Genomic DNA, 19,441 nt, shown 5'->3' on the forward strand with positions numbered 1-19,441 from the left:
GCGATTCCTCGGCCATGAGGCGGATTTACCCTCGGAAGTCAGGTGTCGACCGAAACTGAACCTTCGATGGCGCAATCAGCGCCGGACAGTCGAACGGGTGCCCCCGTCCAGGGGACGCCCGCGTGGAGCCCGGGTGAACCGTTTCCGAACGCCCCCGGAGCCGCCTTCGAAGCCGCCGCCGAAGCCACTGCCGAGCCGCCGCCGGCTCAGCCCAGCGAGCCGCGCAAGGCGTCGACCCGGGCCACCGCCTCGCTGAAGGCGTGCCGGTCCAGGCGGCCGTCGTCCAGGGCGGCGGCCAGCGCCTCGGTGGCCTCCTCGCCCTGCCGGGGGTCCCGCCCGGAGCAGAGCATCAGGTCCATCCCGGCCGCCGCGGCGGCCAGCGCGCGGTCACCGGGGCCGCCGTACGGGGCGAGCGCGGCGGCCTCCATGGCGTCGGTGACGGTCACGCCGTCGAAGCCGAGCCGGCCGCGCAGCTCGCCCTGGATGATCGCGTGCGAGAACCCGGCCGGGTGGTCCGGGTCCAGCGCCGGGTAGATCGCCCAGGAGGCCATCACCAGGCGCACGCCCGCCGCGATGGCCACCCGGTACGGGGCCTCGCCGCGGGCGCGGAGCTGCGACAGCGGGACGTTCAGGGTGACCGGGCTCTCGTCGGTGTTCGCGCCCCGGGGCGCGGCGCCGAGACCGGGGAAGTGCTTGGCGGTCGCGGCCACGCCGAGGCCCTGCTGGGCGGTGAGGAAGGCGCTGCCCAACTCCGCCACCTTGGCCGGGTCCTGGCCGAAGGAGCGCTCGGAGTGGTCGATGAAGTTGTCCGGCGTGTCGTAGACGTCGAGCACCGGGGCGAGGTTGAGGTTCAGCCCGGCGTCGGTGAGGGTCCGGGCGGCGCCCGCCCCGGACTCCGCCGCCGCGGCGACCGGGTTCGCCGCCAACCCGACGCGGCGGGCGGAGAGTTCGGGCGCACCGGGCAGCCGGCGGACCTTGCCGCCCTCCTGGTCGGTCATCAGCAGCAGCGGGCGCGGATCCGGCGCCTCGGCGGCGGCCTGCTTCAACTCGGCTATGGCCTCGGCGAGTTGCTCCGGGCTGGTGATGTTCTCACCGAACAGGATCACCCCGGCGGCCCGGCCCTCCCGGATCGCCTGGAGCGTCGTGGCCGACGGTATCGGGCCCGGGTACGACAGCACGACCCGCCGCCCGGCGAGCACCCGGGAGTCCTCCTGCGCCAGGCCGGCCATCGCCGCGGTCCTCTCGTCCGGTGCGCCCGGGGCACCCGGAGCGCTCGGGGCACCACGCGGCGGGGCGGGCGAGCCGAGCGGCACCGGCCCGAGCGCGGCGCCCATGACGGCCAGCACCACCCCGAACTGGGCGACACTTCGGAACAGGGCCATCACGCCTCCCGGTCGACAGGTGACTTCGGCATGTCAACGTACCCAGGGGTGCGGCGCGGCATTCCCCCATACACCGTATTCATCCGATAATCCGACTCAATCTCCGCGAGGTGACGCCGCCCCGCCGACCAGCCGGCCCAGGACGGCCACGCCCTCGGCGATCTCGGACACCGAGCCCGCCGCGTAGCCGAGGACCAGGCCGGGCGAGTGCGGCAGCCGGGCGTGCCAGGACAGCGGCTGCACCTTGACCCCCTCCGCCAGGGCGGCGGCGGCCAACCCCGTATCGGTACGGCCGCATCCCTCCGGGAGCGTCAGCATCAGGTGGAGGCCGGCCGCCGCGCCGTGCACCGTGGCCCCCGGCAGGTAGGTGCGGATGGCGTCGATCATCGCGTCCCGGCGGCGGCGGTGGCGGCGGCGCAGCAGCCGCAGGTGCCGGTCGAGGTCGCCGGACTCCATCAGCCGGGCGAGGACCAGCTGGGGCAGCACCGGGTTCCCGAGGTCGGCGAACCGCTTGGCCTCCAGGACGGCGTCCCGCAGCCGGTCCGGGACCAGCAGCCAGCCGGTGCGCAGCGCGGGGGCGAGCAGCTTGGAGACGCTGCCCGCGTAGCAGACCCGATCCGGCAGGACCGCCCGCAGGGCCGGGACGGGCGGACGGTCGTAGCGGTGCTCGGCGTCGTAGTCGTCCTCGATGACCAGGCCGCCCTCCGCCGCCCAGCGCAGCAGTTCGCGGCGCCGTTCGCCGCCGAGCACGACACCGGTCGGGAACTGGTGGGCCGGGGTGAGCAGGACGGCCGGGGCGCCGGTGGCGCGCAGCGCGTCGACCCGGACGCCCTCGGCGTCGACCGGGACGTACGGGGTGGCGGCGAGCCAGTGGGCGAGGTGCTGCCGGACGCCGACCGAGCCCGGGTCCTCCACCGCGACCTCGTCGATGCCCGCCCGCCCGAGCGCGCGGCCGAGCAGGGCGAGCGCCTGGGCCGTACCGGCGACGATCAGCACCTCGTCGGGGTCGGCGCGGATGCCCCGGTTGCGGGCCAGCCAGTGGGCGACGGCCCGGCGCAGGGCCGGGGTGCCGCGCACGTCGCCGTAGCCGAGGTCGGACGCGGCGAGGCCGTCGAGGACGGCCCGTTCGGCGCGCAGCCAGGCGGCGCGGGGGAAGGCCGCGAGGTCGGGCACGCCGGGGGTGAGGTCGATCCTGGCGGGGGCGCCGCGCAGCCGCTCGAAGACCTCGGGGTCGGGGTCGTCCCGGAACAGCGCGGGCGCCTGGCGGGGCGGCCGCGCCGCGGGCACCTCCCCCGGTACGACGACGGCCGTGACCGGTACGGCGGTGGCCGCGACCACGACTGTGCCGCCCCGACCGCGGCCGGCGACCTGCCCCTCCTCGGCGAGGCGCCGGTAGGCGTCGGTCACCACCCCGCGGGAGACGCCGAGTTCGGCCGCCAGCACCCGGCCGGCGGGCAGCCGGGCCCCGACCGGGAGCCGCCCGTCGGCGACGGCCTCGCGCAGCCGGCGGGCGAGCCAGTCGGTGAGGCCGCCGGGCGGGGCCTCGGCGGTGTCGAGCTGGAGGAAGTCGGCGCCGGCCTCTTTGGACCGGTCGGATGCCTCGGCTTTGGACCTGTTCACCGGACCATAGTGGCGGCGAGGGTGGGGCCATGACCACGGAAACGACGGCGCCCGCGAACGCGGCGGCGCCGGAGCACGGGCTCGACCACGGCCCCGACTACGTCCACGGCTACTCGGAGACCGAGGCCCGGCGCCTCGGCGACCAGGCCGACACCCTCGCCGAACTGCTGCACGCCGGCACGGCCTACCCCGCGGGCAGCCGGGTGCTGGAGGCCGGTTGCGGGGTGGGGGCGCAGACCGTGCACCTGCTGGCCGCCAGCCCCGGCGTGCGGCTGACGGCGGCCGACCTCTCGGCGGACTCGCTGGCCCAGGCCCGCTCCCGGGTGGCCGCGCAAGCACCCGCCGCGGACGTCACCTGGCACCACGGCGACCTCCACCGACTGCCGTTCCCGGACGGCTCCTTCGACCACGTCTTCCTCTGCTTCGTGCTGGAGCACCTGGCCGACCCCGCCGCCGGGCTGGCGGCGCTGCTCCGGGTACTGCGGCCGGGCGGGACGATCACCGTGATCGAGGGCGACCACGGCTCGGCACTCTTCCACCCGGAGACCCCGGCGGCCCGCCGCACCGTCGACCACCTGGTCCGGCTGCAGGCCCGGGCGGGCGGCGACGGCCTGCTCGGCCGCCGCCTCCACCCGCTGCTGACGGAGGCCGGGTTCGCGCGGGTGACGGTCCGCCCGCGCACGGTCTACGCCGACGACGCCCGGCCCGCCCTGGTGGAGGGCTTCACCCGCCGGACCTTCGTCGCGATGGTCGAGGCCGTCCGGGCGGAGGCGCTGGAGGCCGGACTGAGCACCCCGGAGGCCTTCGACCGGGGCATCGCGGAGCTGCGCCGCGCGGCCGAGCCGGGCGGGACGTTCCACTACACCTTCTTCAAGGCGGTGGCGGTCCGGCCGTAGCGCGGGCCCGCCGGGACCTGCTCCTGCCGGAGCGGGCCCCGCGGGCGGGGTCGTGGACGGGGGTCACGATCGCGCCCGCGGGGCCCGCCTGGGAGCCAAACCCCGACCGGGGCACTACTCCGGGCTGTCCCCGAGGTCCGCCAGCAGGGTGCGCATCGCCTCGACGAGCGCCGTCCGCTGCGCCTCGTCGAGGCCCGCCAGCATGCGGTACTCGGTGGCGAGGTGGTCGGGCAGCGCGCGGTCGATCAGGTCCCGGCCCTCGGGGGTGAGGGCGACCTCGCGGCTGCGGCCGTCCTGGTCGCTGCGGGCGCGGGTGACCAGTCCGCGCGCCTCCAGCCGGTCCAGCCGCTGGGTGATGGCGCCGGAGGTGACCATCGCGGACCGCATCAGGCCGGTGGGGGTGAGGCGGTAGGGCGGGCCGCTGCGCCTGAGAGTGGCGAGGACGTCGAAGGAGGCGGCGTCCAGCCCGTGCTCGGCGAAGGTGCGGTTGAGCGCCGTGTCCACCAGCCGGTAGAGGCGTTTGAGCCGGCCGAACACCTCCATCGGGGAGACGTCCAGGTCGGGGCGCTCGGTGCCCCATTGCGCGACGACGCGGTCCACATGATCTGCCACGGGTTCAGGGTAGGCGATCCCGACCATATTCCTTAGCGCTGAGGTAACTGTGAGCCACGTCACTCACTCGATGCGGTGAAGAATGCCTTAGCGCTGAGATACATTGCCTTAGTGCTAAGAAATCGCCTCGCCCTCGTCCTGGTGACGGCCCTCGCCCCGGCGGTCTGGGGCACGACCTACCTGGTCACCACCGAACTCCTGCCGCCCGGGCGCCCGCTGCTCGCCGCCGTCATCCGCTGCCTGCCCGCCGGACTCCTCCTGATCGCCCTCACCCGCCGCCTGCCGCAGGGCAGTTGGTGGTGGCGCTCGCTGATCCTCGGCGCGCTGAACATCGGGGTGTTCCAGGCGCTGCTGTTCATCGCCGCCTACCGTCTGCCCGGCGGCATCGCCGCCACCGTCGGCGCCGTCCAACCCCTGGTCACCGCCGGGCTCTCGGCCCTGGTCCTCGGCGACCGGCTCACCCTGCGCACCGTGCTGGCCGGGATCGCGGGCGTCGCCGGCGTCAGCCTGCTGGTACTGCGGGCCGACGCCGAGCCGGACGCGGTCGGGGTGGTCGCCGCGCTCGGCGGTGCCGTGGTGATGGCCGCCGGCATCGTCCTCTCCAAGCGCTGGGCCTCCCCCGCCCCGATGCTCGCCACCACCGGCTGGCAGCTCACCGCCGGCGGACTGCTGCTGGTGCCGGTCACACTCCTCACCGAGGGCGCCCCACCGTCCCACTACAGCCTCGCCAACGTGCTCGGCTACACCTACCTCTGCCTGATCGGCGCGGCCGTCACCTACGTGCTCTGGTTCCGCGGGCTCCGCGCCCTGCCGCCGACCTCGGTCTCCTTCCTCGCCCTGCTCAGCCCGGTCGTCGCCACCCTGCTCGGCTGGCTGGCGCTCGGCCAGGACCTCAGCCCGCTCCAGGCGCTCGGCGCCCTGGTCGTGCTCGGCTCGCTGCTCGCCGCCCAGATCCAACGGCCGCGCACCGCACCGGAGTCCGCGCCCGGAGCCGGGCCGACGGCCGCCCCGCGGCCCGTCCGCGAGAACGCCTGACCCCGCCCTGCCCCACCCTTCCCACCCCTTTCCCACCACCTCCAGGGAGTACCCCATGCGCATCACCGTGTTCGGCGCCACCGGCAACGTCGGCCGCCGGGTCGTGGCCGAGGCCCTGTCCCGCGGCCACCACGTCACCGCCGTCGTACGGGACCCGGCGAAGCCGCACGACCTGCCGCCCGCCGTCACCCTGGTCGTCGGCGACGCCCGGGCGCCCGAGGACGTCGCCCGGATCGCGGCCGGACAGGACGCGGTGGTCACCGCCACCCGCCCGGCGCCCGGCAGCGAGCACGAGCTGGCCATCGCCACCAAGGGCCTGCTCGCCGGGATCGCCGGCACCGGCGTGCGGCTGCTGGCCGTCGGCGGCGCGGGCAGCCTGCTCGTCCCGGGCGGCGGCGGGACCACCCTGGTCGAAAGCCCCGGCTTCCCCGACGCGATCCGGCCCATCGCCCTGGCCTGCGGCGAGCAGCTCGACCTCTACCGCGCCGCCGGCCCGGACACCGACTGGACGTACCTGAGCCCGGCCGCGCTGCTGGAGCCCGGCGTGCGCACCGGCCGGTTCCGGACCGGCCGCGACGAGCTGCTGGTCGACGCCGACGGCACCTCGGCGATCTCCATGGAGGACCTCGCCGTCGCACTCCTCGACGAGACCGAGCGGCCCGCCCACCGCCGGTCCCGCTTCACCGCCGCCTACTGACCACCTGCCCATCCACCTGACCACCCGAGGCCCTGGCACCCCCGCCCCGGCGGGGGTGTACTCAGCACCACCCTGAAGACGGCAGTGGGGGTGATCGATCGTCAGACCGGGGCCGGACATGATCGTTCCTGTGACCGAGACCGTGACCAAGACCCCGGCCCAGAACCAGAACCAGACCCGGAGCAAGGCCGGGAGCCGGCCCGCCGAGACCGCCCCGCGGCGCGCCCGGCGCAGCCGCCGTGCCGTGCTGGCCGTCGCCGCCGCCGTGCTGGCCGGCCTGGCGGCGCCCGCCACCGCGGGGGCCGCCAGCGGGCGTGACCCGGGCGACGCCGACCCGGCGCCCGCCCGGTACACCCACCAGAGCCTGAACTGGCAGCCCTGCGCCCAGCAGCCCGCGCTGGACTGCGCCGCCATGACCGCCCCGCGCGACTGGCACCACCCCGGCGTCGGGGCCGACCTGACCATCGCCGTCTCCCGGCACCGCGCCACCGACCCGGCCAAGCGCAAGGGCACCCTGCTGATGGCGGCCGGCGGCCCCGGCGGCTCGGGCCTGCTGCGCCCGGCCGGGCTGGCCGGCGCCGCCCCGGCGCTCGGCGCCGCGTACGACGTCGTCGGCTTCGACCAGCGCGGGGTCGGCGAGAGCACCAAGGCGGTCTGCCAGACCCCGGAGGAGTTCCAGGAGTTCCTGGCCGGCGACTACCGCGACCAGTCCCCCGCCGCGATCGACCGGGTCATCGCCAACTCGAAGAAGCTGGTCGCCGATTGCCAGGAGCGCAGCGGGGACCTCCTCCCCTACCTGACCACCGAGCAGACGGCCCACGACATCGACCTGTTCCGCGGCCTGCTCGGCGAGCGCAGGCTCAGCTACTACGGCCCGTCCTACGCCTCCATGATCGGCGCCTACTACGGGACGCTCTTCCCGCACCGGGTCGAACGGATGGTGCTGGACAGCAACATCGGCTTCGACGGCACCTGGGAGGCCTTCGAGCTGGGCCAGCCGATGAGCTTCCAGCGCCGCTTCGACGAGGACTTCGTGCCCTGGCTCGCGGCCCGGGACGCCACCTACCACTGGGGCGCCACGCCGGAGCAGGTGCGGGCGCACTGGGAGCAGCGGCGGGCCGCGCTGCACGACTCCCCCATCGTCGAGGGCCCGGTGACGATCGGCCCGAACCAGCTGGACAGCCTCACCATGTCGGCGATCTACCGGGCGGCCAACTTCCCCGACCTGGCCGGGATCCTGGCCACCGTCGACGACTGGCAGGGTGCCGCTCCGGCGACCAGGGCGGCGGCCGCGAAGGCCTTCAACAGCTACCTCAGCCCGGAGTTCCTCGCCGAGTACTTCGCGGTGACCTGCAACGACACCCCGTGGACCAGGGACCTGGGCAGCTGGATCGAGCGCGGCGCCGAGAACACCGCCCGCTGGCCGCTGGCCGGGGCCCGGACGCTCGCCTTCAGCGCGGTCTGCGCCGCCTGGCCGGTCGCCCCGGCGCCCAAGGTCACGGTGACCGGCGCCCACCTGCCGACCACGCTGATGCTCAACTCGGTGCACGATCCGGCGACCTACTACGAGGCGGCGCTCGGCGCCCACCGCGCGCTGCGCGGCTCCAGGCTGGTCACCGTCACCGGGAGCGGCGACCACGGCCAGTACCCCACGTCCAACACCTGCGTCAGCGCGGTGGTCGAGCGCTACCTGCTGGACGGCACCGCACCGGGGCGCGACCTCACCTGCCCTTCCCCGCAGGCCGGTTGAGACCGGCCGCCGGTCAGTTCCGGGGCCGCGCCCGCAGTCTGCCCCGGAGCCAGGCGAAGCCGACGGCCAGCCCGGCGAACCCTCCGACGGCGAGCTTGATCCCGGCCTTGGCGACGATCCAGCCGACCCACGGGACGCCCCACCCCAGCCAGTGGAACACGGCCAGCAGGACCGCGGCGCCGAACAGCGCCGCGAGCAGGGTGACCACGACGGCGGCGGCCCGTGAGAGCTCCCGCGGGCCGTCGGCGTGCTCCCCCGCGGCCGTGCCGTCCGGGTCGGCGGTCGGGTCCTTCGTCATCTCGTTCGTACCCCCCTCGGTCATGAGGGCGATGATACGGCGTCAGCGGTAGGCGTGGTGGGTGTCCCCGACGTGCTCGCCGGTCTCGTCGTCGGGGAAGCTGACGGCCATGGTGACGCGGTACTCGTGGACGTCCTCGCGGTGTCCCGGCACCCGCGCCCAGGCCAGCGAGTGCACCTCGGCCTCGGGGGCCTGCCGGCACCAGGCGGCGGCCTCCTCCAGGACGCCGGCGGGGGACCGCCCGGTGCACACCACGGCGGTGTACGCGGCGACCGCGACGTCCCCACCGGAGCGGCGGGTGCGCGACACCGCCCGGACGGCCGCGGCGGCCTGGGTCAGGTCACGGGCCAGGTCGTCCACCACCCGAGGGGGAGCCGGCAGGACGACCGTCCCCTCGGCGAGGGTCTCCGGCAGGTTCGGGCTCACGGTCTGGACCTCCATCCGCATCATCACGCGGCACAGCATGCCGGGCAGTCATTCCTGGCATGCCCATTTTCACCAGAACGTCACCCGTCCAGGGCCGAGTCGGGGTCGCGCCCTGGCGTCCCGACGTCCTTCCTGGTAGTGGCGCCACCGACGCCCTCCGACGTTCCAGCAGGTCAGCAGGGGCGGCAGCGGGCGGCGCCGGGGGGCCCGAAACGCCGCGGACGCACCACCCCCGTGCCCCGAACCGCCGGTCCGGCGCCCGGGAGCGCCCGTCCCACCGGTGTTGGCCTCCCGGTCAACTCTCCGTACCGGAACGGGAGTTGCCGCCGGGTCGCGGTCGGGAGGCGGTAGGCGGCGCAGGCGGCCGGACGGCACGGCGCCCGGCCGCACCCCCGCTGAGGTGCCGAGTTAACCCCTCGGAGGGCTCCGGTCCGCCTCCCGGTCACCCTGTCCCTGTCAGATCGTCGTGATACTAATCGTGGCGGCGGCGGGCCCGGTCCTCGGCTGGACGGGCACGATGACGACAGCTCAACCGTTCCGGAAGGGTCCGGACGGCAACGGGGAGGGGCAGCGGATGACTGTGCGGATCGGCAAGGCCAAGGACGGGCGGAAGGTCCGGATAGGCAAGCGGGTCACGGGGACGGCGGCGGCCTTCGCCGCGCTGGCCGCGCTGACCGGCTCTCAGGTGACGGGCATCGGGCTCGCCCCGGCCGCGGTCGCCGACGCCGGTCCGGCGAACGGCGCCGCCGATCAGGGCGCCGGCCGCTACCTGCCCGGCGGCGGCCCCTCGACGGACCTCCCCGGCACCTTCGGCACCGGCGTGCCGGCCGACGGCGGCGGCACCGTCCAGCTCCCGCAGCCTCCCGGCACCCTGCCCGGCCTGCCCTCGGCCGGCCCGTTCGCGGCCACCGGCCCCGCGCTGCCCGCCACCGTGCTCGCCGCCTACCGCCAGGCCGAGGCCTCGCTGGCGCAGCGCTCGCCGGGCTGCCACCTGCCGTGGCAGCTGCTCGCCGCGATCGGCCAGGTCGAGTCCGGCCAGGCCAACGGCGGCCAGGTGGACGCCGCCGGCACGACGCTGACGCCGATCCTCGGCCCGGCCCTGGACGGCAACGGCTTCGCCGCGATACCCGACAGCGACGGCGGCCGCTACGACGGCGACGCCCGCTGGGACCGCGCCGTCGGGCCGATGCAGTTCATCCCCTCCACCTGGGCCTCCTGGGGCGTGGACGCCAACGGCGACGGCAAGGCCGACCCGAACAACATCTTCGACGCCGCCGAGAGCGCCGGCCGCTACCTGTGCGCGGGCGGACGCGACCTCGCCGACCCGGCGCAGCTCGACCGGGCGATACTCAGCTACAACAACTCCGGCGAGTACCTGCGGACGGTGCGCAACTGGATGGCGCACTACGGCAGCGGCACGGTGACCACCGTCCCGAACCGTCCGGGCTCCCCGGTGCCGCCCGCCCCGCTGCCCTCGCCGTACCTCCCGGGCCTGCCCACCGGCGGTTCGGGCACGGGCACCGGCGGCACGCCCAGCACGGAGCCGCAGCCGCCCGCACCGGTCACGCCGACGCCGGACCAGTCGCCGAGCCCCCAGCCGACGACGACCCCGAGCGCCACCGCCACGCCCACGCCCGGCGGTTCGACCTCGCCGTCGGCGACGCCGACGACCACCCCGAGCGGCGGCGCCTCCCCGACGGCGACGCCGACCGGCACGCCCACCACGACTCCGACCGGTACGCCCACGGGTACCCCGACCGGTACGCCCACCAGCTGCCCGGACCCGACGGCCACCCCCACCGGCACGCCCACCCCGACGGGCTCCCCGTCCCCGGCCGCCACGCCCACCGGCACCCCGACGGCGACGCCCCTCCCGGGCTGCCCCACCCCCACCCCGACCGCGACGGACACCCCGAGCGGCGCGCCCAGCACCACTCCCAGCGCCGCCTTCTCGCCGTCGGCCGCCCCGACGAAGTGAGCAAAGGGGCGCGGTTCCTCCTGAGGAACCGCGCCCCGCTCAACCGGCGCTGCCGGTCACTGCCTCACGGCCGCGCGCCGTTGTCCGACCCGACCGCCCGGAAGCGCTGGGCGACGACCGGCGTCCCGTCGTCGACGACCGGGACGCGCCCCATGACGCCGGCAGCGCCGGGCACCCGCCGCAGCGGGTCAGAGGTGCTTGACCAGCTCCGGCATCAGGTCCTGGAAGGTCCGCCCGCTGGCGGGCTGGCCGATCGCGGTCATCTGCCAACCCGTGGCCGTGCGCTGCACCTTGGCCATGACCTGGGCGGTGTACGGGCCGCCGGCGGTGAGCGTGTAGCGGGCCAGCTCGACGCCGGTGGTCTCGTCCACCAGCCGGCAGAAGGCCGCCTCGACCTCCTGGAAGGTCTGCCCGGTGAAGGAGTTGACGGTGAAGACGATCTGGTCGACCTCCGCGGAGACGGCGGTCAGGTCGACCGTGATCGACTCGTCGTCGGTCGCGTCGCCCGCGCCGCCGACCAGGTTGTCCCCGCTGTGCCGGACCGAGCCGTCGTTGCTGTTGAGGTGCTGGAAGAACACCACGTCCACCGGACGCCCCTGGGCGAACAGCACCGCCGAGGCGTCCAGGTCGATCTCCCGGCCGGCGGCGAGCAGCTTGGCGAAGAAGCCCTTGCGCTCCGCCGCCTTCCAGCCGAGGCCCATCCGGACCAGGCTCAGTTGTCCACCGCCCGGCTTCTCCAGGCTGATCTTCTGTCCCTTGGCCAGCGAAACGCTCATCGCGTCCTCCTCGTTCTGCCACCGCCCGTGCCGCGAATCTACAGCACTGTAGAGAATTTATGATCATCGACGGCGCCCTGCGAGCACCCCTACCCCGAACTCCCCCGGACCTCACCCCGACAACGGTCCGCACACTGAGGGAACCGGCGGTCAGACGTCTGGCGTAGCCGTGGACCGCGACCGGACGACCGGGGCGGCGCACGGTCTAGGGTCGGCCCCGGGACCGCCGCCGGCAACCACGGCGCGCCATCCGCGCACCGATCGCCGTACGCCACGATCCACCGTGCTCACGACCCACCGTGCTCACCACTCGCAGTGCTCACGACCGTTCCCGGGCCAGGCCGACCCGCGCCGGCCCGCTCACGCTGGGGGGACCACCATGCCCGAGCAGCACGAAGGAACCGAACAGCACACCACCCCCGAACGCCCGGGGGGATCCCGCCTCGGCCGCCGCAGACTGCTCCGGGCCGGCCTCGGCGCCGGCGGCGCGCTGGCCACCGTCCGGCTGCTGAACGGCGGCGCCGCCTGGGCCGCCGGGCCGCCGCCCGCACCGGCCGCGGCCGAGGACTACGGAAACTCGGAGTACCAGGGCCAGTGGCCCACCTCCCACCTGGCCGCCACCCCCGGGGCCGCCGCGCAGACCTGGCCGGACTGGGCCCGCTACGCCCGCATCGCCGACGGCACCTTCAACGAGCCCGCCGACATGCAGAGCGCCGTGGACGCCCTCAAGGCGCAGGAGGTCAGCGTCATCGAGCTGGACACCCTGCTCTCCGACTGGCTCACCGACGCCCAGTTCGCCGCGCACATGGCCGAGGTGAAGCAGTTCACCGGCCTGGCCCACGCCGCCGGCCTCAAGGTCGTCATGTACTACCCGTCGCTGGAGCTGATCTCCCCCGGCGGCGAGAAGGGCCGCTCCTTCTACAAGAACGACCAGGGCAAGAACTGGGTCCAGCGCGACCTCGCCGGCAAGCCCAACGTGTTCTACGGCAGCGTGGTGGTCTGGGTCGACCCGGGCGACGAGAGCGTCTGGCTCAGCCCCAACTCGCCCTGGCGGGACTACTACCTCAAGCGGATCAAGGGCGTGGCCGCGACCGGCGTGGACGGCATCTGGCCGGACGTCCCGATCTACTTCGACGGCGTGCAGACCTGGTGCGACGCCTCCACCTGGGGCGCCGCCGCGTTCAAGGCCGACACCGGCCTCGCCCTGCCCACGGCCGCGAACTTCGCCGACCCGGTCTTCCGCCGCTACGTCGAGTGGCGCCACCGCAACCTGCTCCAGTTCCAGCTGGACATCGCCGACGCGGGCCGCTCGGTCAACCCCGACCTGGTCACCTTCGTCGAGACCGTGTCGATGGACTACCGCTACGCCACCTCGATCGGCCTGGACGGCGGCTACCTGCGCCAGGCCCCCGGCGCCGTCAGCCAGGTCTGGGAGGTGGACATCCTCGGCAACTACGACGGCATGCGGCACGCCACCGCCTCCGACTGGGTCTGCCTGATCTCCATGTACAAGTACGCCCGCGCCGCCAGCGGCACCAAACCGGCCTGGGCGTTCTCCTACGGCTGGCAGGCCGACGACGCCTCGCTGGTGATGTCCCAGCTGATCGCGGCCGGCTGCAACCCGTACGAGGTGAAGACCCCGTTCAAGAACGACACCGTGGACGCGGCGATGCGCACCCGGATGTACCGCTTCGTGCGCACCAACCAGACGAAGCTCTACGATCCGGCCTCGATCGCGCAGGTCGGCGTCTACCACTCGGCGCCGTCCCGGGACTACGTGGCCCCGGGCGAGGGCAACGGGATGTACGTCAACGCCAAGGCCCCGGCCGGGATCGCCGACTGGTGGGGCGGCGACGACCCGCAGATGAGCTGCGCCTCGCTCCCCTGGCTCGGCGAGTTCCGGGGAACCGTCAAGGCGCTGGTCTACGCCCACGTCCCGTTCGACACGGTGTCCAGCCCCGGCCTGACCGCCGACGACCTGGCCCGGTTCAAGGTGCTGCTGCTGCCCAACCTCCAGGCGGTCTCGGACACCGAGGCGGCGCTGCTGCGCGGCTTCGTCTCGGCCGGCGGAACCATCGTGATCACCGGCCCGGCACCCACCGCGCTGGACGAACTCGGCGGCCAGCGCACCGAGTTCGCGCTCTCCGACGTGCTCGGCCTGCGCAGGGCCGACCCGCTTCCCACCGGCAAGCGGAACTCCTACGGCAGCGGAAGCTGTTGGTACGTCAAGGCACTGCCCGGGCTGAGCTACCTCACCAAGACCGACCAGGCCTCGGCGGACCAGCTGCTCACCGCCGTCCAGCAGGCCGCCCCACCGGCGGTCACCCTCGCCGGGGACCGCCGGATCTTCCTGGACGCCCGGCGGCTCGGCGCCGACACCGTCGTCCACCTGGTGAACTTCACCAACTTCGGCGACACCCCGGCGGCGTTCCGCAGCGCACCCGCCAACTGCACGCTCTCCTACGCCCTCCCGGCCGGGGCGGGCGTCACCGCCGTCACCGTCGCGAGCCCGGACGGCACCGACCCGGCGCCCAAGGCCGTCCCGTACACCGTCACCGGCGCGACGGTCAGCGTGCCGCTGACCGTCGCCCAGTACTCGGTGGTGACGATCACCACCGCCTAGCGGTTTCCAGGGGCCTGGATGCGCCAGAGGGCGGCGGGGTTGGCCTCGCCGCCCGGGGCGGACTCGAAGGCGATCCACTGCCCGTCCGGGGACCAGCTCGGCGCGCCGTCGTAGGCGGTGTCGTCGCGGGTCACCCGGACGGGAGTGCCGCCGCCCGCGTCCACCACGAAGACCTGGGCGTTCGGCAGGTCGCCGAGGTTGGAGGAGAAGACCAGGAAGCGGCCGTCCGGGGACCAGCTCGGGTCGGTGTGCTCGCCCGGAGCGTCGGTGACCCGCCGCAGTCCGCCGCCGTCCGCGTCCACCGTCCACAGCGACCAGTCCTCGCGGCCCGCGCTCCGCCGCTGGAAGACGATCCGGTCGCCCTTCGGGGACCAGTTCGGCTGCCGGTTGTCGGATCCGGTGCCCCGGCCGTCCACCAGCAGGACGGGCGCGCCGCCGCCGCGGCGGACCTTCCAGAGCGAGTCCTGCTCGGCCGCGTCGCCGTGCACCGCGGCGTGCTCCGGCTCCCAGCTCTGCTGGAAGACGATCCACTCGCCATCCGGGGAGAAGCTCGGTTCGCTGTAACCGCTGCCGTCGGCGTGGCTGGTCACCCGCTCGGGGGCGCCGCCCGGCTTCATCAGCCAGACCTCGTCGTGCCCGGACTCCCGGTCGGTGGCGAAGGCGAAGGCGTCGGCGGCGGCGTTCCAGCTGCTGCCGGGGAGGTTGACGGCCGCCTTGTCGGGATCCTCCAACACCGTACGCGGCGCGCCGCCGTCCAGCGGCAGGACGCCGAGGGCGGCGGCGCCCTTGTTGTAGCCCCCGCTGAACTCGGTCAGCAGCACCGAGCGGCCGTCCGGGGCGAAGGCCGGGTTCTGCGCGCTGTGGCCGCCCCCGGCGCGGTAGAGCAGCCGGGCACCGTCGGCGCGGCGCTCGGCCCCACTCGGGGAGGTGCCGCTCGGGGCCGCGCCGGTCGGGGCCGCGCCGGTCGACGACCCGCCGGCCGACGGCGCACCCGTCGGTCCGGGCGCCGGCTCCTCCTCGGAACCGGAGCCCGAGCTGCCGCAGCCGGCCAGGAGCACGACGGCAGCCAAGACCGCCGGGAGCATGCGAGTCCTCATGCCCCACAAGCTAGTTGACGAGTCGTCAGTTGTCGTACGCCGCCAGGCGGATCAGGGCGCAGCCGTCCGGCAGGCCCCGCCGGCGCCCCCGCCCGTCAACCGCCGCTCCGCTCCAGCCGCACCAGCGCGTCCACCGCGACCCGGCCGCCCTGGCCGCCCCCGTTCGCCTCGGCGCCCTCGGCGCTCCCGGCGCCCGCAGCGCCCTTGTGGCCCGGCTCGCCGCCGACCGTCCGGTGCACCCGCTCGGCGCGGACGGTGCGCAGCCCGCGGTCGGCGAGGTCCGCCAGGACGTCCTCCGGGGTGAAGAGCACGGCCGGGTCCTGCGGGCCGCCGACCCCCTCGGTGAGGTTGCTCAGGTCGTGCCCGATGACCAGCAGGGTGCCGCCGGGGCTGAGCGCGTCGGCGGCGCGGCGCAGCGCGGCCCGGCGCTCCGCGGCGGGGATCTGCAGGTAGGCGACCAGGACGAGGTCGTAGCCGGCGGCGGGGGCCTCGTAGGCGCGGGCGTCGCCGTGGCGCCAGGTGAGCCGGTCGGCGACCTCGTCGGGCAGCTCGGCGGTGAGCCGTTCGGCGCGCTCCAGGGCGACGGCGGAGAAGTCCAGTCCGGTGACCTCCCAGCCCTGGGCGGCCAGCCAGATCGCGTTGCGGCCCTCTCCGGCGGCCAGGTCCAGCGCGTGGCCGGGAGTGCGCCCGGCCAGTTCACGGACCACCCACCGGTTGGGCGCGGCACCCCACACCAGCTCGCTCGCGGCGTAGCGGTCGTCCCAGTCCTGGCTGTCCATCGCGCGTCCTCCGTTCGACGGGCCTGCTCGTACCGGCCAACCTACCGGGCCGCCGCCGACCCGGCAGGGAACGGTCCAGCGGGCGGACACCCTTGACGGCGAATATTGGTCCAGTCCAATCTGTTCAGTCGTGACGTGCACGGGTCGGCCGCCCGTCGCGTCCGCACTCCGCTCGTCAGCACACCGCTCGTCAGCACGCGTCACCAGCCCGCGCGCCCCCACCGCGCCCGGGCCGGCTCCCCTCGGCCCGTCCCGGGCCACCGCACCGCCGGAACCCCCCACACATCCGGAGGACCCACCGCATGCACGACCGCGTCACGCCCGCACGGCCCGCCCACCCCGCCGGGGAGCGCGCCGACCGCCGGGCCGCCCAGCGCAGAAGAGCCACCGCACTGGCCCTGGCCGCCACGCTGACCACCAGCGGCGCCGCCATCGCCCTCACCTTCGGTTCCGCCTCGGCCGCCCCGGTCAACCTGCTGACCAACGGCGACTTCGAGACCGGCACCCTGGCCGGCTGGACCTGCTCCAACGGCTCGGTCGTCACCACCCCGGTGCACGGCGGGAGCCGCGCGCTCGCCGGCGCCGCCTCGGCCGGCGACACCGCGCAGTGCCAGCAGACCGTCACCGTCCAGCCGAACACCACGTACACCCTGGCCGGCTGGGTGCAGGGCAGCTACGTCTACCTGGGCGCCACCGGCACCGGCGTCAACTCCTCGGCCTGGACGCCGGGCGCGACCGGCTGGAACCAGCTGAGCACCACCTTCACCACCGGTGCCACCACCACCTCCGTCACGGTCTTCACCCACGGCTGGTACGGCACCGGCACCTACTACGCGGACGACCTCACGCTGACCGGCCCGGCCGGCCCCACCTCGTCCACCAGCCCGACGGCCACCGGCAGCCCGACCGCCACGGCCAGCCCGACGGCCACCGCGAGCCCCACCGCCACCGGCAGCCCCACCGGGAGCCCGACGGCGACCGGCAGCCCGACGGGCACCCCCACGACCACCACCCCGACCCCGACGGCCACCGCGAGCGGCCCGGCCGGGGACGGCAAGGTCACCACCCCGACCGGCTTCGCGGTCACCAGGACCACCTCCAACGCGGTGGTGCTCACCTGGCAGCCGTCCACCCTCACCAGCGGCGACGGCCCGGTCGCCTACAAGGTGTGGTCCAACGGCCAGCTGGTCGCCACCTCGATGGGCACCTCCGTCGCGGTCAGCTCGCTGCTGCCGGGCAGGAGCTACACCTTCAGCGTCCAGGGCTACTCCGGCGGCCACGCCTCCGCCCAGTCCGCGCCGGTGAGCACCACGACCGCAGCCGCCCCCGCCCAGCAGCCGATCCGCTCCGCCTACTTCGACCAGTGGGGCGTCTACGAGAACGCGTACAACGCCAAGAACGTCGACACCAGCGGCGCGGCGGGCAAGCTGGACGTCGTCCACTACGCGTTCGCCAACATCGACCCGACGAAGTTCACCTGCTTCCAGGCGGTGAAGGCCTCCGACTCGGCCAACGAGTCCAACCCGAACGCCGGTGACGGCGCGGGCGACGCCTACGCCGACTACCAGGCCGACTACGGCTCCGCCACCAGCGTGGACGGCAGCAGCGACACCTGGGAGCAGCCGCTCAAGGGCAACTTCAACCAGCTGCGCCAGCTGAAGGCCAAGTACCCGAACCTGCGGTTCACCATCTCGATCGGCGGCTGGACGTACTCCAAGTACTTCTCCGACGCGGCGGCCACCGACTCCTCCCGCAAGGCCTTCGTCTCCTCGTGCGTCGACATGTTCCTCAAGGGGAACCTGCCGACCGGCGTGGCCGGTGACGCCTCCGGCGGCGCGGCCTCGGCGGCGGGCCTCTTCGACGGCGTCGACCTCGACTGGGAGTACCCGGGCTCGGCCGGCGGCCACACCGGCAACCACTACTCCGCGGCCGACAAGCAGAACTACACCCTGCTGCTCAAGGAGTTCCGCACCCAGCTGGACGCCCTCGGCGCCGCCCAGGGCAAGCGCTACCTGCTGACCGCCGCACTGCCCAGCGGCCAGGACAAGGTCGCCCAGCTGGAGACCGACAAGATCGGCGCCTACCTGGACTACGCCGACGTGATGTCCTACGACATGCACGGCGCGTGGGACGCCACCGGCCCGACCAACCACCAGGACCCGCTGCACGACAGCCCGGCCGACCCGACCACGCCGATCACCCCGGGCACCCGCAAGTACAACGTGGACACCACGCTCGCCGCGTACACCACCGGCCTGCCCGAGTACGGCATCCCCGGCGGCTTCCCCGCGAACAAGATCGTGCTGGGCATCCCGTTCTACTGGCGCGGCTGGACCGGCGTCCCGGCCGGCTCCAACTACGGCCTGTACCAGAGCGCGACCGGCCCGACGGCGAAGAAGCCGCTGAGCCAGGAGGCCGGCCTGGCCGCCTGGAAGGAGCTCAACCCGACCGCGGCCCAGACCCACTGGGACCCGGTCACCGAGAGCAGCTGGGTCTACGACGGCACCAACTTCTGGACCGGCGACACCCCGCAGGCCGTCCAGGCGCGCGGGGCCTACGCCAAGGCCAAGGGCCTGGGCGGGCTGTTCGCCTTCTCCCTGGAGAACGACGACGCCGCTGGCACCATGCTCAACTCGATGGACAGCAGCCTTCGCTGACGTTTCGTCATGCTTCGTCAGGAATGAGCGATGGCCCGCGCGGAGACTCCGCGCGGGCCATCCGCGGTCTTCCCGTCCCGGGCTCGGCCGTCGCGACCCGGCCGGCCGCGGCTCAGCGCGGCGGCACCGGGTCCGCCCCGCCCGCGCCCGGGCGGCAGCGCAGCAGCCGCCCGGCGGTCAGCCGGGCCCCGCGCAGCGCACCGTGCCGGTGCAGCGCCCGCACCGCGTAGGTCGAGCAGGACGGCGTGTACGGGCAGCAGGCCGGACGGCGGGGGCTGACCTCGGCGCGGTAGTAGCGCACCGCGCCGTACAGCACCCCGGCCGCGAACCCGCGCGGGGCGGGGGCGGACGGATCGGCCGCCCGGCGACCGCGCGCCCCGGTGAGGGCGAACCGGACGCCGGAGGCCATCATCACCGGGATCAGGGCGATCAGGCAGGGGTCGGCGAACTCGCAGCAGCCGTCGACGCAGCAGTCCGCGCCCTCGTCCCGGGCGCGCTTGCGCCGCTGGACCTTGGCGTGGTCCTCCTTGCGGTAGCGCTCCCGGTAGTCCTCCCAGGCCCGGCGCTGCTTCTTCCGCCGGAGCCGTTCCGAGGCGGGCAGCCACCACCAGGCGCGCTCCGGGCGGGCCGGCGGGAAGTGGGCGCCGAGATCCGGCGTCGGGTCGGACACTGCTGACGATCTCCTCGTTCTCTCCGCCGGGGGCCGACCCCCGACGATCCGGGCAAGATTATCCGAAGATCATCTGCCCGGATCCGCCCTGCGGCCGACGGCCCGCAAGCAGCGGCCCGCGACCGGCGAGCAGCGGCCGGAGACC

16 protein-coding genes are annotated in these 19,441 nt (G+C 74.7%); 7 read left to right on the top strand and 9 right to left on the bottom strand.

Going from position 1 to position 19,441, the window contains the following annotated elements; genetic code table 11:
• Positions 1-206: 206 nt before the first annotated feature.
• Together ACWDD9_RS12730 and pdxR are read right to left on the bottom strand one after the other, a co-directional pair.
• Entirely contained in the window at positions 207-1,382 is a 1,176-nt protein-coding gene (locus ACWDD9_RS12730) for a glycoside hydrolase family 3 N-terminal domain-containing protein (RefSeq protein ID WP_449811597.1), read from the bottom strand.
• Positions 1,383-1,478: 96 nt separating this feature from the next.
• A complete protein-coding gene (gene pdxR, locus ACWDD9_RS12735; RefSeq protein WP_449811598.1) occupies positions 1,479-3,002 on the bottom strand; it encodes a MocR-like pyridoxine biosynthesis transcription factor PdxR in 1,524 nt (507 codons plus the stop codon).
• A gap of 29 nt (positions 3,003-3,031) precedes the next feature.
• On the opposite strand from pdxR, the gene ACWDD9_RS12740 reads away from it, so the two are divergent.
• A complete protein-coding gene (locus ACWDD9_RS12740; RefSeq protein ID WP_449811599.1) occupies positions 3,032-3,898 on the top strand; it encodes a methyltransferase domain-containing protein in 867 nt (288 codons plus the stop codon).
• 114 nt (positions 3,899-4,012) lie between these two features.
• Here the strand turns inward: ACWDD9_RS12740 and ACWDD9_RS12745 are convergent, their stop codons facing one another.
• On the bottom strand, positions 4,013-4,510 hold the full coding sequence (locus ACWDD9_RS12745) for a MarR family winged helix-turn-helix transcriptional regulator (RefSeq protein ID WP_074004989.1): 498 nt from the start codon (positions 4,508-4,510) through the stop codon (positions 4,013-4,015).
• A gap of 111 nt (positions 4,511-4,621) precedes the next feature.
• Here ACWDD9_RS12745 and ACWDD9_RS12750 point away from each other — a divergent pair, with 111 nt between their 5' ends.
• The 3 genes from ACWDD9_RS12750 (at position 4,622) to ACWDD9_RS12760 (ending at position 7,992) form a co-directional block, all read left to right on the top strand.
• On the top strand, positions 4,622-5,545 hold the full coding sequence (locus tag ACWDD9_RS12750; RefSeq protein WP_387826352.1) for an EamA family transporter: 924 nt from the start codon (positions 4,622-4,624) through the stop codon (positions 5,543-5,545).
• 55 nt (positions 5,546-5,600) lie between these two features.
• On the top strand, positions 5,601-6,242 hold the full coding sequence (locus ACWDD9_RS12755) for an NAD(P)-dependent oxidoreductase (protein ID WP_387826349.1): 642 nt from the start codon (positions 5,601-5,603) through the stop codon (positions 6,240-6,242).
• A 130-nt stretch (positions 6,243-6,372) separates the two neighbouring features.
• Positions 6,373-7,992, top strand: a complete 1,620-nt coding sequence (locus tag ACWDD9_RS12760; RefSeq protein WP_449811600.1) for an alpha/beta hydrolase — start codon at positions 6,373-6,375, stop codon at positions 7,990-7,992.
• 13 nt (positions 7,993-8,005) lie between these two features.
• On the opposite strand, the gene ACWDD9_RS12765 is transcribed toward ACWDD9_RS12760, so the two are convergent.
• Positions 8,006-8,314, bottom strand: coding sequence for a hypothetical protein (locus ACWDD9_RS12765; RefSeq protein ID WP_380777468.1), 309 nt, complete (start codon positions 8,312-8,314; stop codon positions 8,006-8,008).
• Positions 8,315-8,332: 18 nt separating this feature from the next.
• Positions 8,333-8,743, bottom strand: coding sequence for a hypothetical protein (locus ACWDD9_RS12770; protein ID WP_143204668.1), 411 nt, complete (start codon positions 8,741-8,743; stop codon positions 8,333-8,335).
• Between the two features lie 547 nt (positions 8,744-9,290).
• Between ACWDD9_RS12770 and ACWDD9_RS12775 the strand changes: the two genes are divergently transcribed.
• Entirely contained in the window at positions 9,291-10,694 is a 1,404-nt protein-coding gene (locus tag ACWDD9_RS12775) for a lytic transglycosylase domain-containing protein (protein ID WP_416873800.1), read from the top strand.
• A 188-nt stretch (positions 10,695-10,882) separates the two neighbouring features.
• Here ACWDD9_RS12775 and ACWDD9_RS12780 read toward each other — a convergent pair whose 3' ends face one another.
• Positions 10,883-11,470 (bottom strand): TerD family protein, encoded by a 588-nt coding sequence (locus ACWDD9_RS12780; protein ID WP_049656177.1) that lies wholly within the window; start codon positions 11,468-11,470, stop codon positions 10,883-10,885.
• A 379-nt stretch (positions 11,471-11,849) separates the two neighbouring features.
• Between ACWDD9_RS12780 and ACWDD9_RS12785 the strand changes: the two genes are divergently transcribed.
• Positions 11,850-14,093 carry a hypothetical protein gene (locus tag ACWDD9_RS12785; protein ID WP_449811601.1) on the top strand — a complete coding sequence of 748 codons (2,244 nt, stop codon included), beginning with the start codon at positions 11,850-11,852 and terminating at the stop codon, positions 14,091-14,093.
• On the opposite strand, the gene ACWDD9_RS12790 is transcribed toward ACWDD9_RS12785, so the two are convergent.
• Both ACWDD9_RS12790 and ACWDD9_RS12795 read right to left on the bottom strand, forming a co-directional pair.
• Positions 14,090-15,190, bottom strand: a complete 1,101-nt coding sequence (locus ACWDD9_RS12790; protein ID WP_449811602.1) for a TolB family protein — start codon at positions 15,188-15,190, stop codon at positions 14,090-14,092. The two genes, ACWDD9_RS12785 and ACWDD9_RS12790, sit on opposite strands and share 4 nt — an antisense overlap.
• Before the next feature lie 95 nt (positions 15,191-15,285).
• Positions 15,286-15,969 (bottom strand): class I SAM-dependent methyltransferase, encoded by a 684-nt coding sequence (locus ACWDD9_RS12795; protein WP_449811603.1) that lies wholly within the window; start codon positions 15,967-15,969, stop codon positions 15,286-15,288.
• Between the two features lie 302 nt (positions 15,970-16,271).
• On the opposite strand from ACWDD9_RS12795, the gene ACWDD9_RS12800 reads away from it, so the two are divergent.
• Positions 16,272-18,626 (top strand): glycosyl hydrolase family 18 protein, encoded by a 2,355-nt coding sequence (locus ACWDD9_RS12800; protein ID WP_449811604.1) that lies wholly within the window; start codon positions 16,272-16,274, stop codon positions 18,624-18,626.
• Positions 18,627-18,738: 112 nt separating this feature from the next.
• Here ACWDD9_RS12800 and yidD read toward each other — a convergent pair whose 3' ends face one another.
• Positions 18,739-19,296, bottom strand: coding sequence for a membrane protein insertion efficiency factor YidD (gene yidD, locus ACWDD9_RS12805; protein ID WP_449811605.1), 558 nt, complete (start codon positions 19,294-19,296; stop codon positions 18,739-18,741).
• Between the last annotated feature and the right edge of the window lie 145 nt (positions 19,297-19,441).

It is taken from the genome of Kitasatospora sp. NPDC001119 (assembly GCF_053598475.1).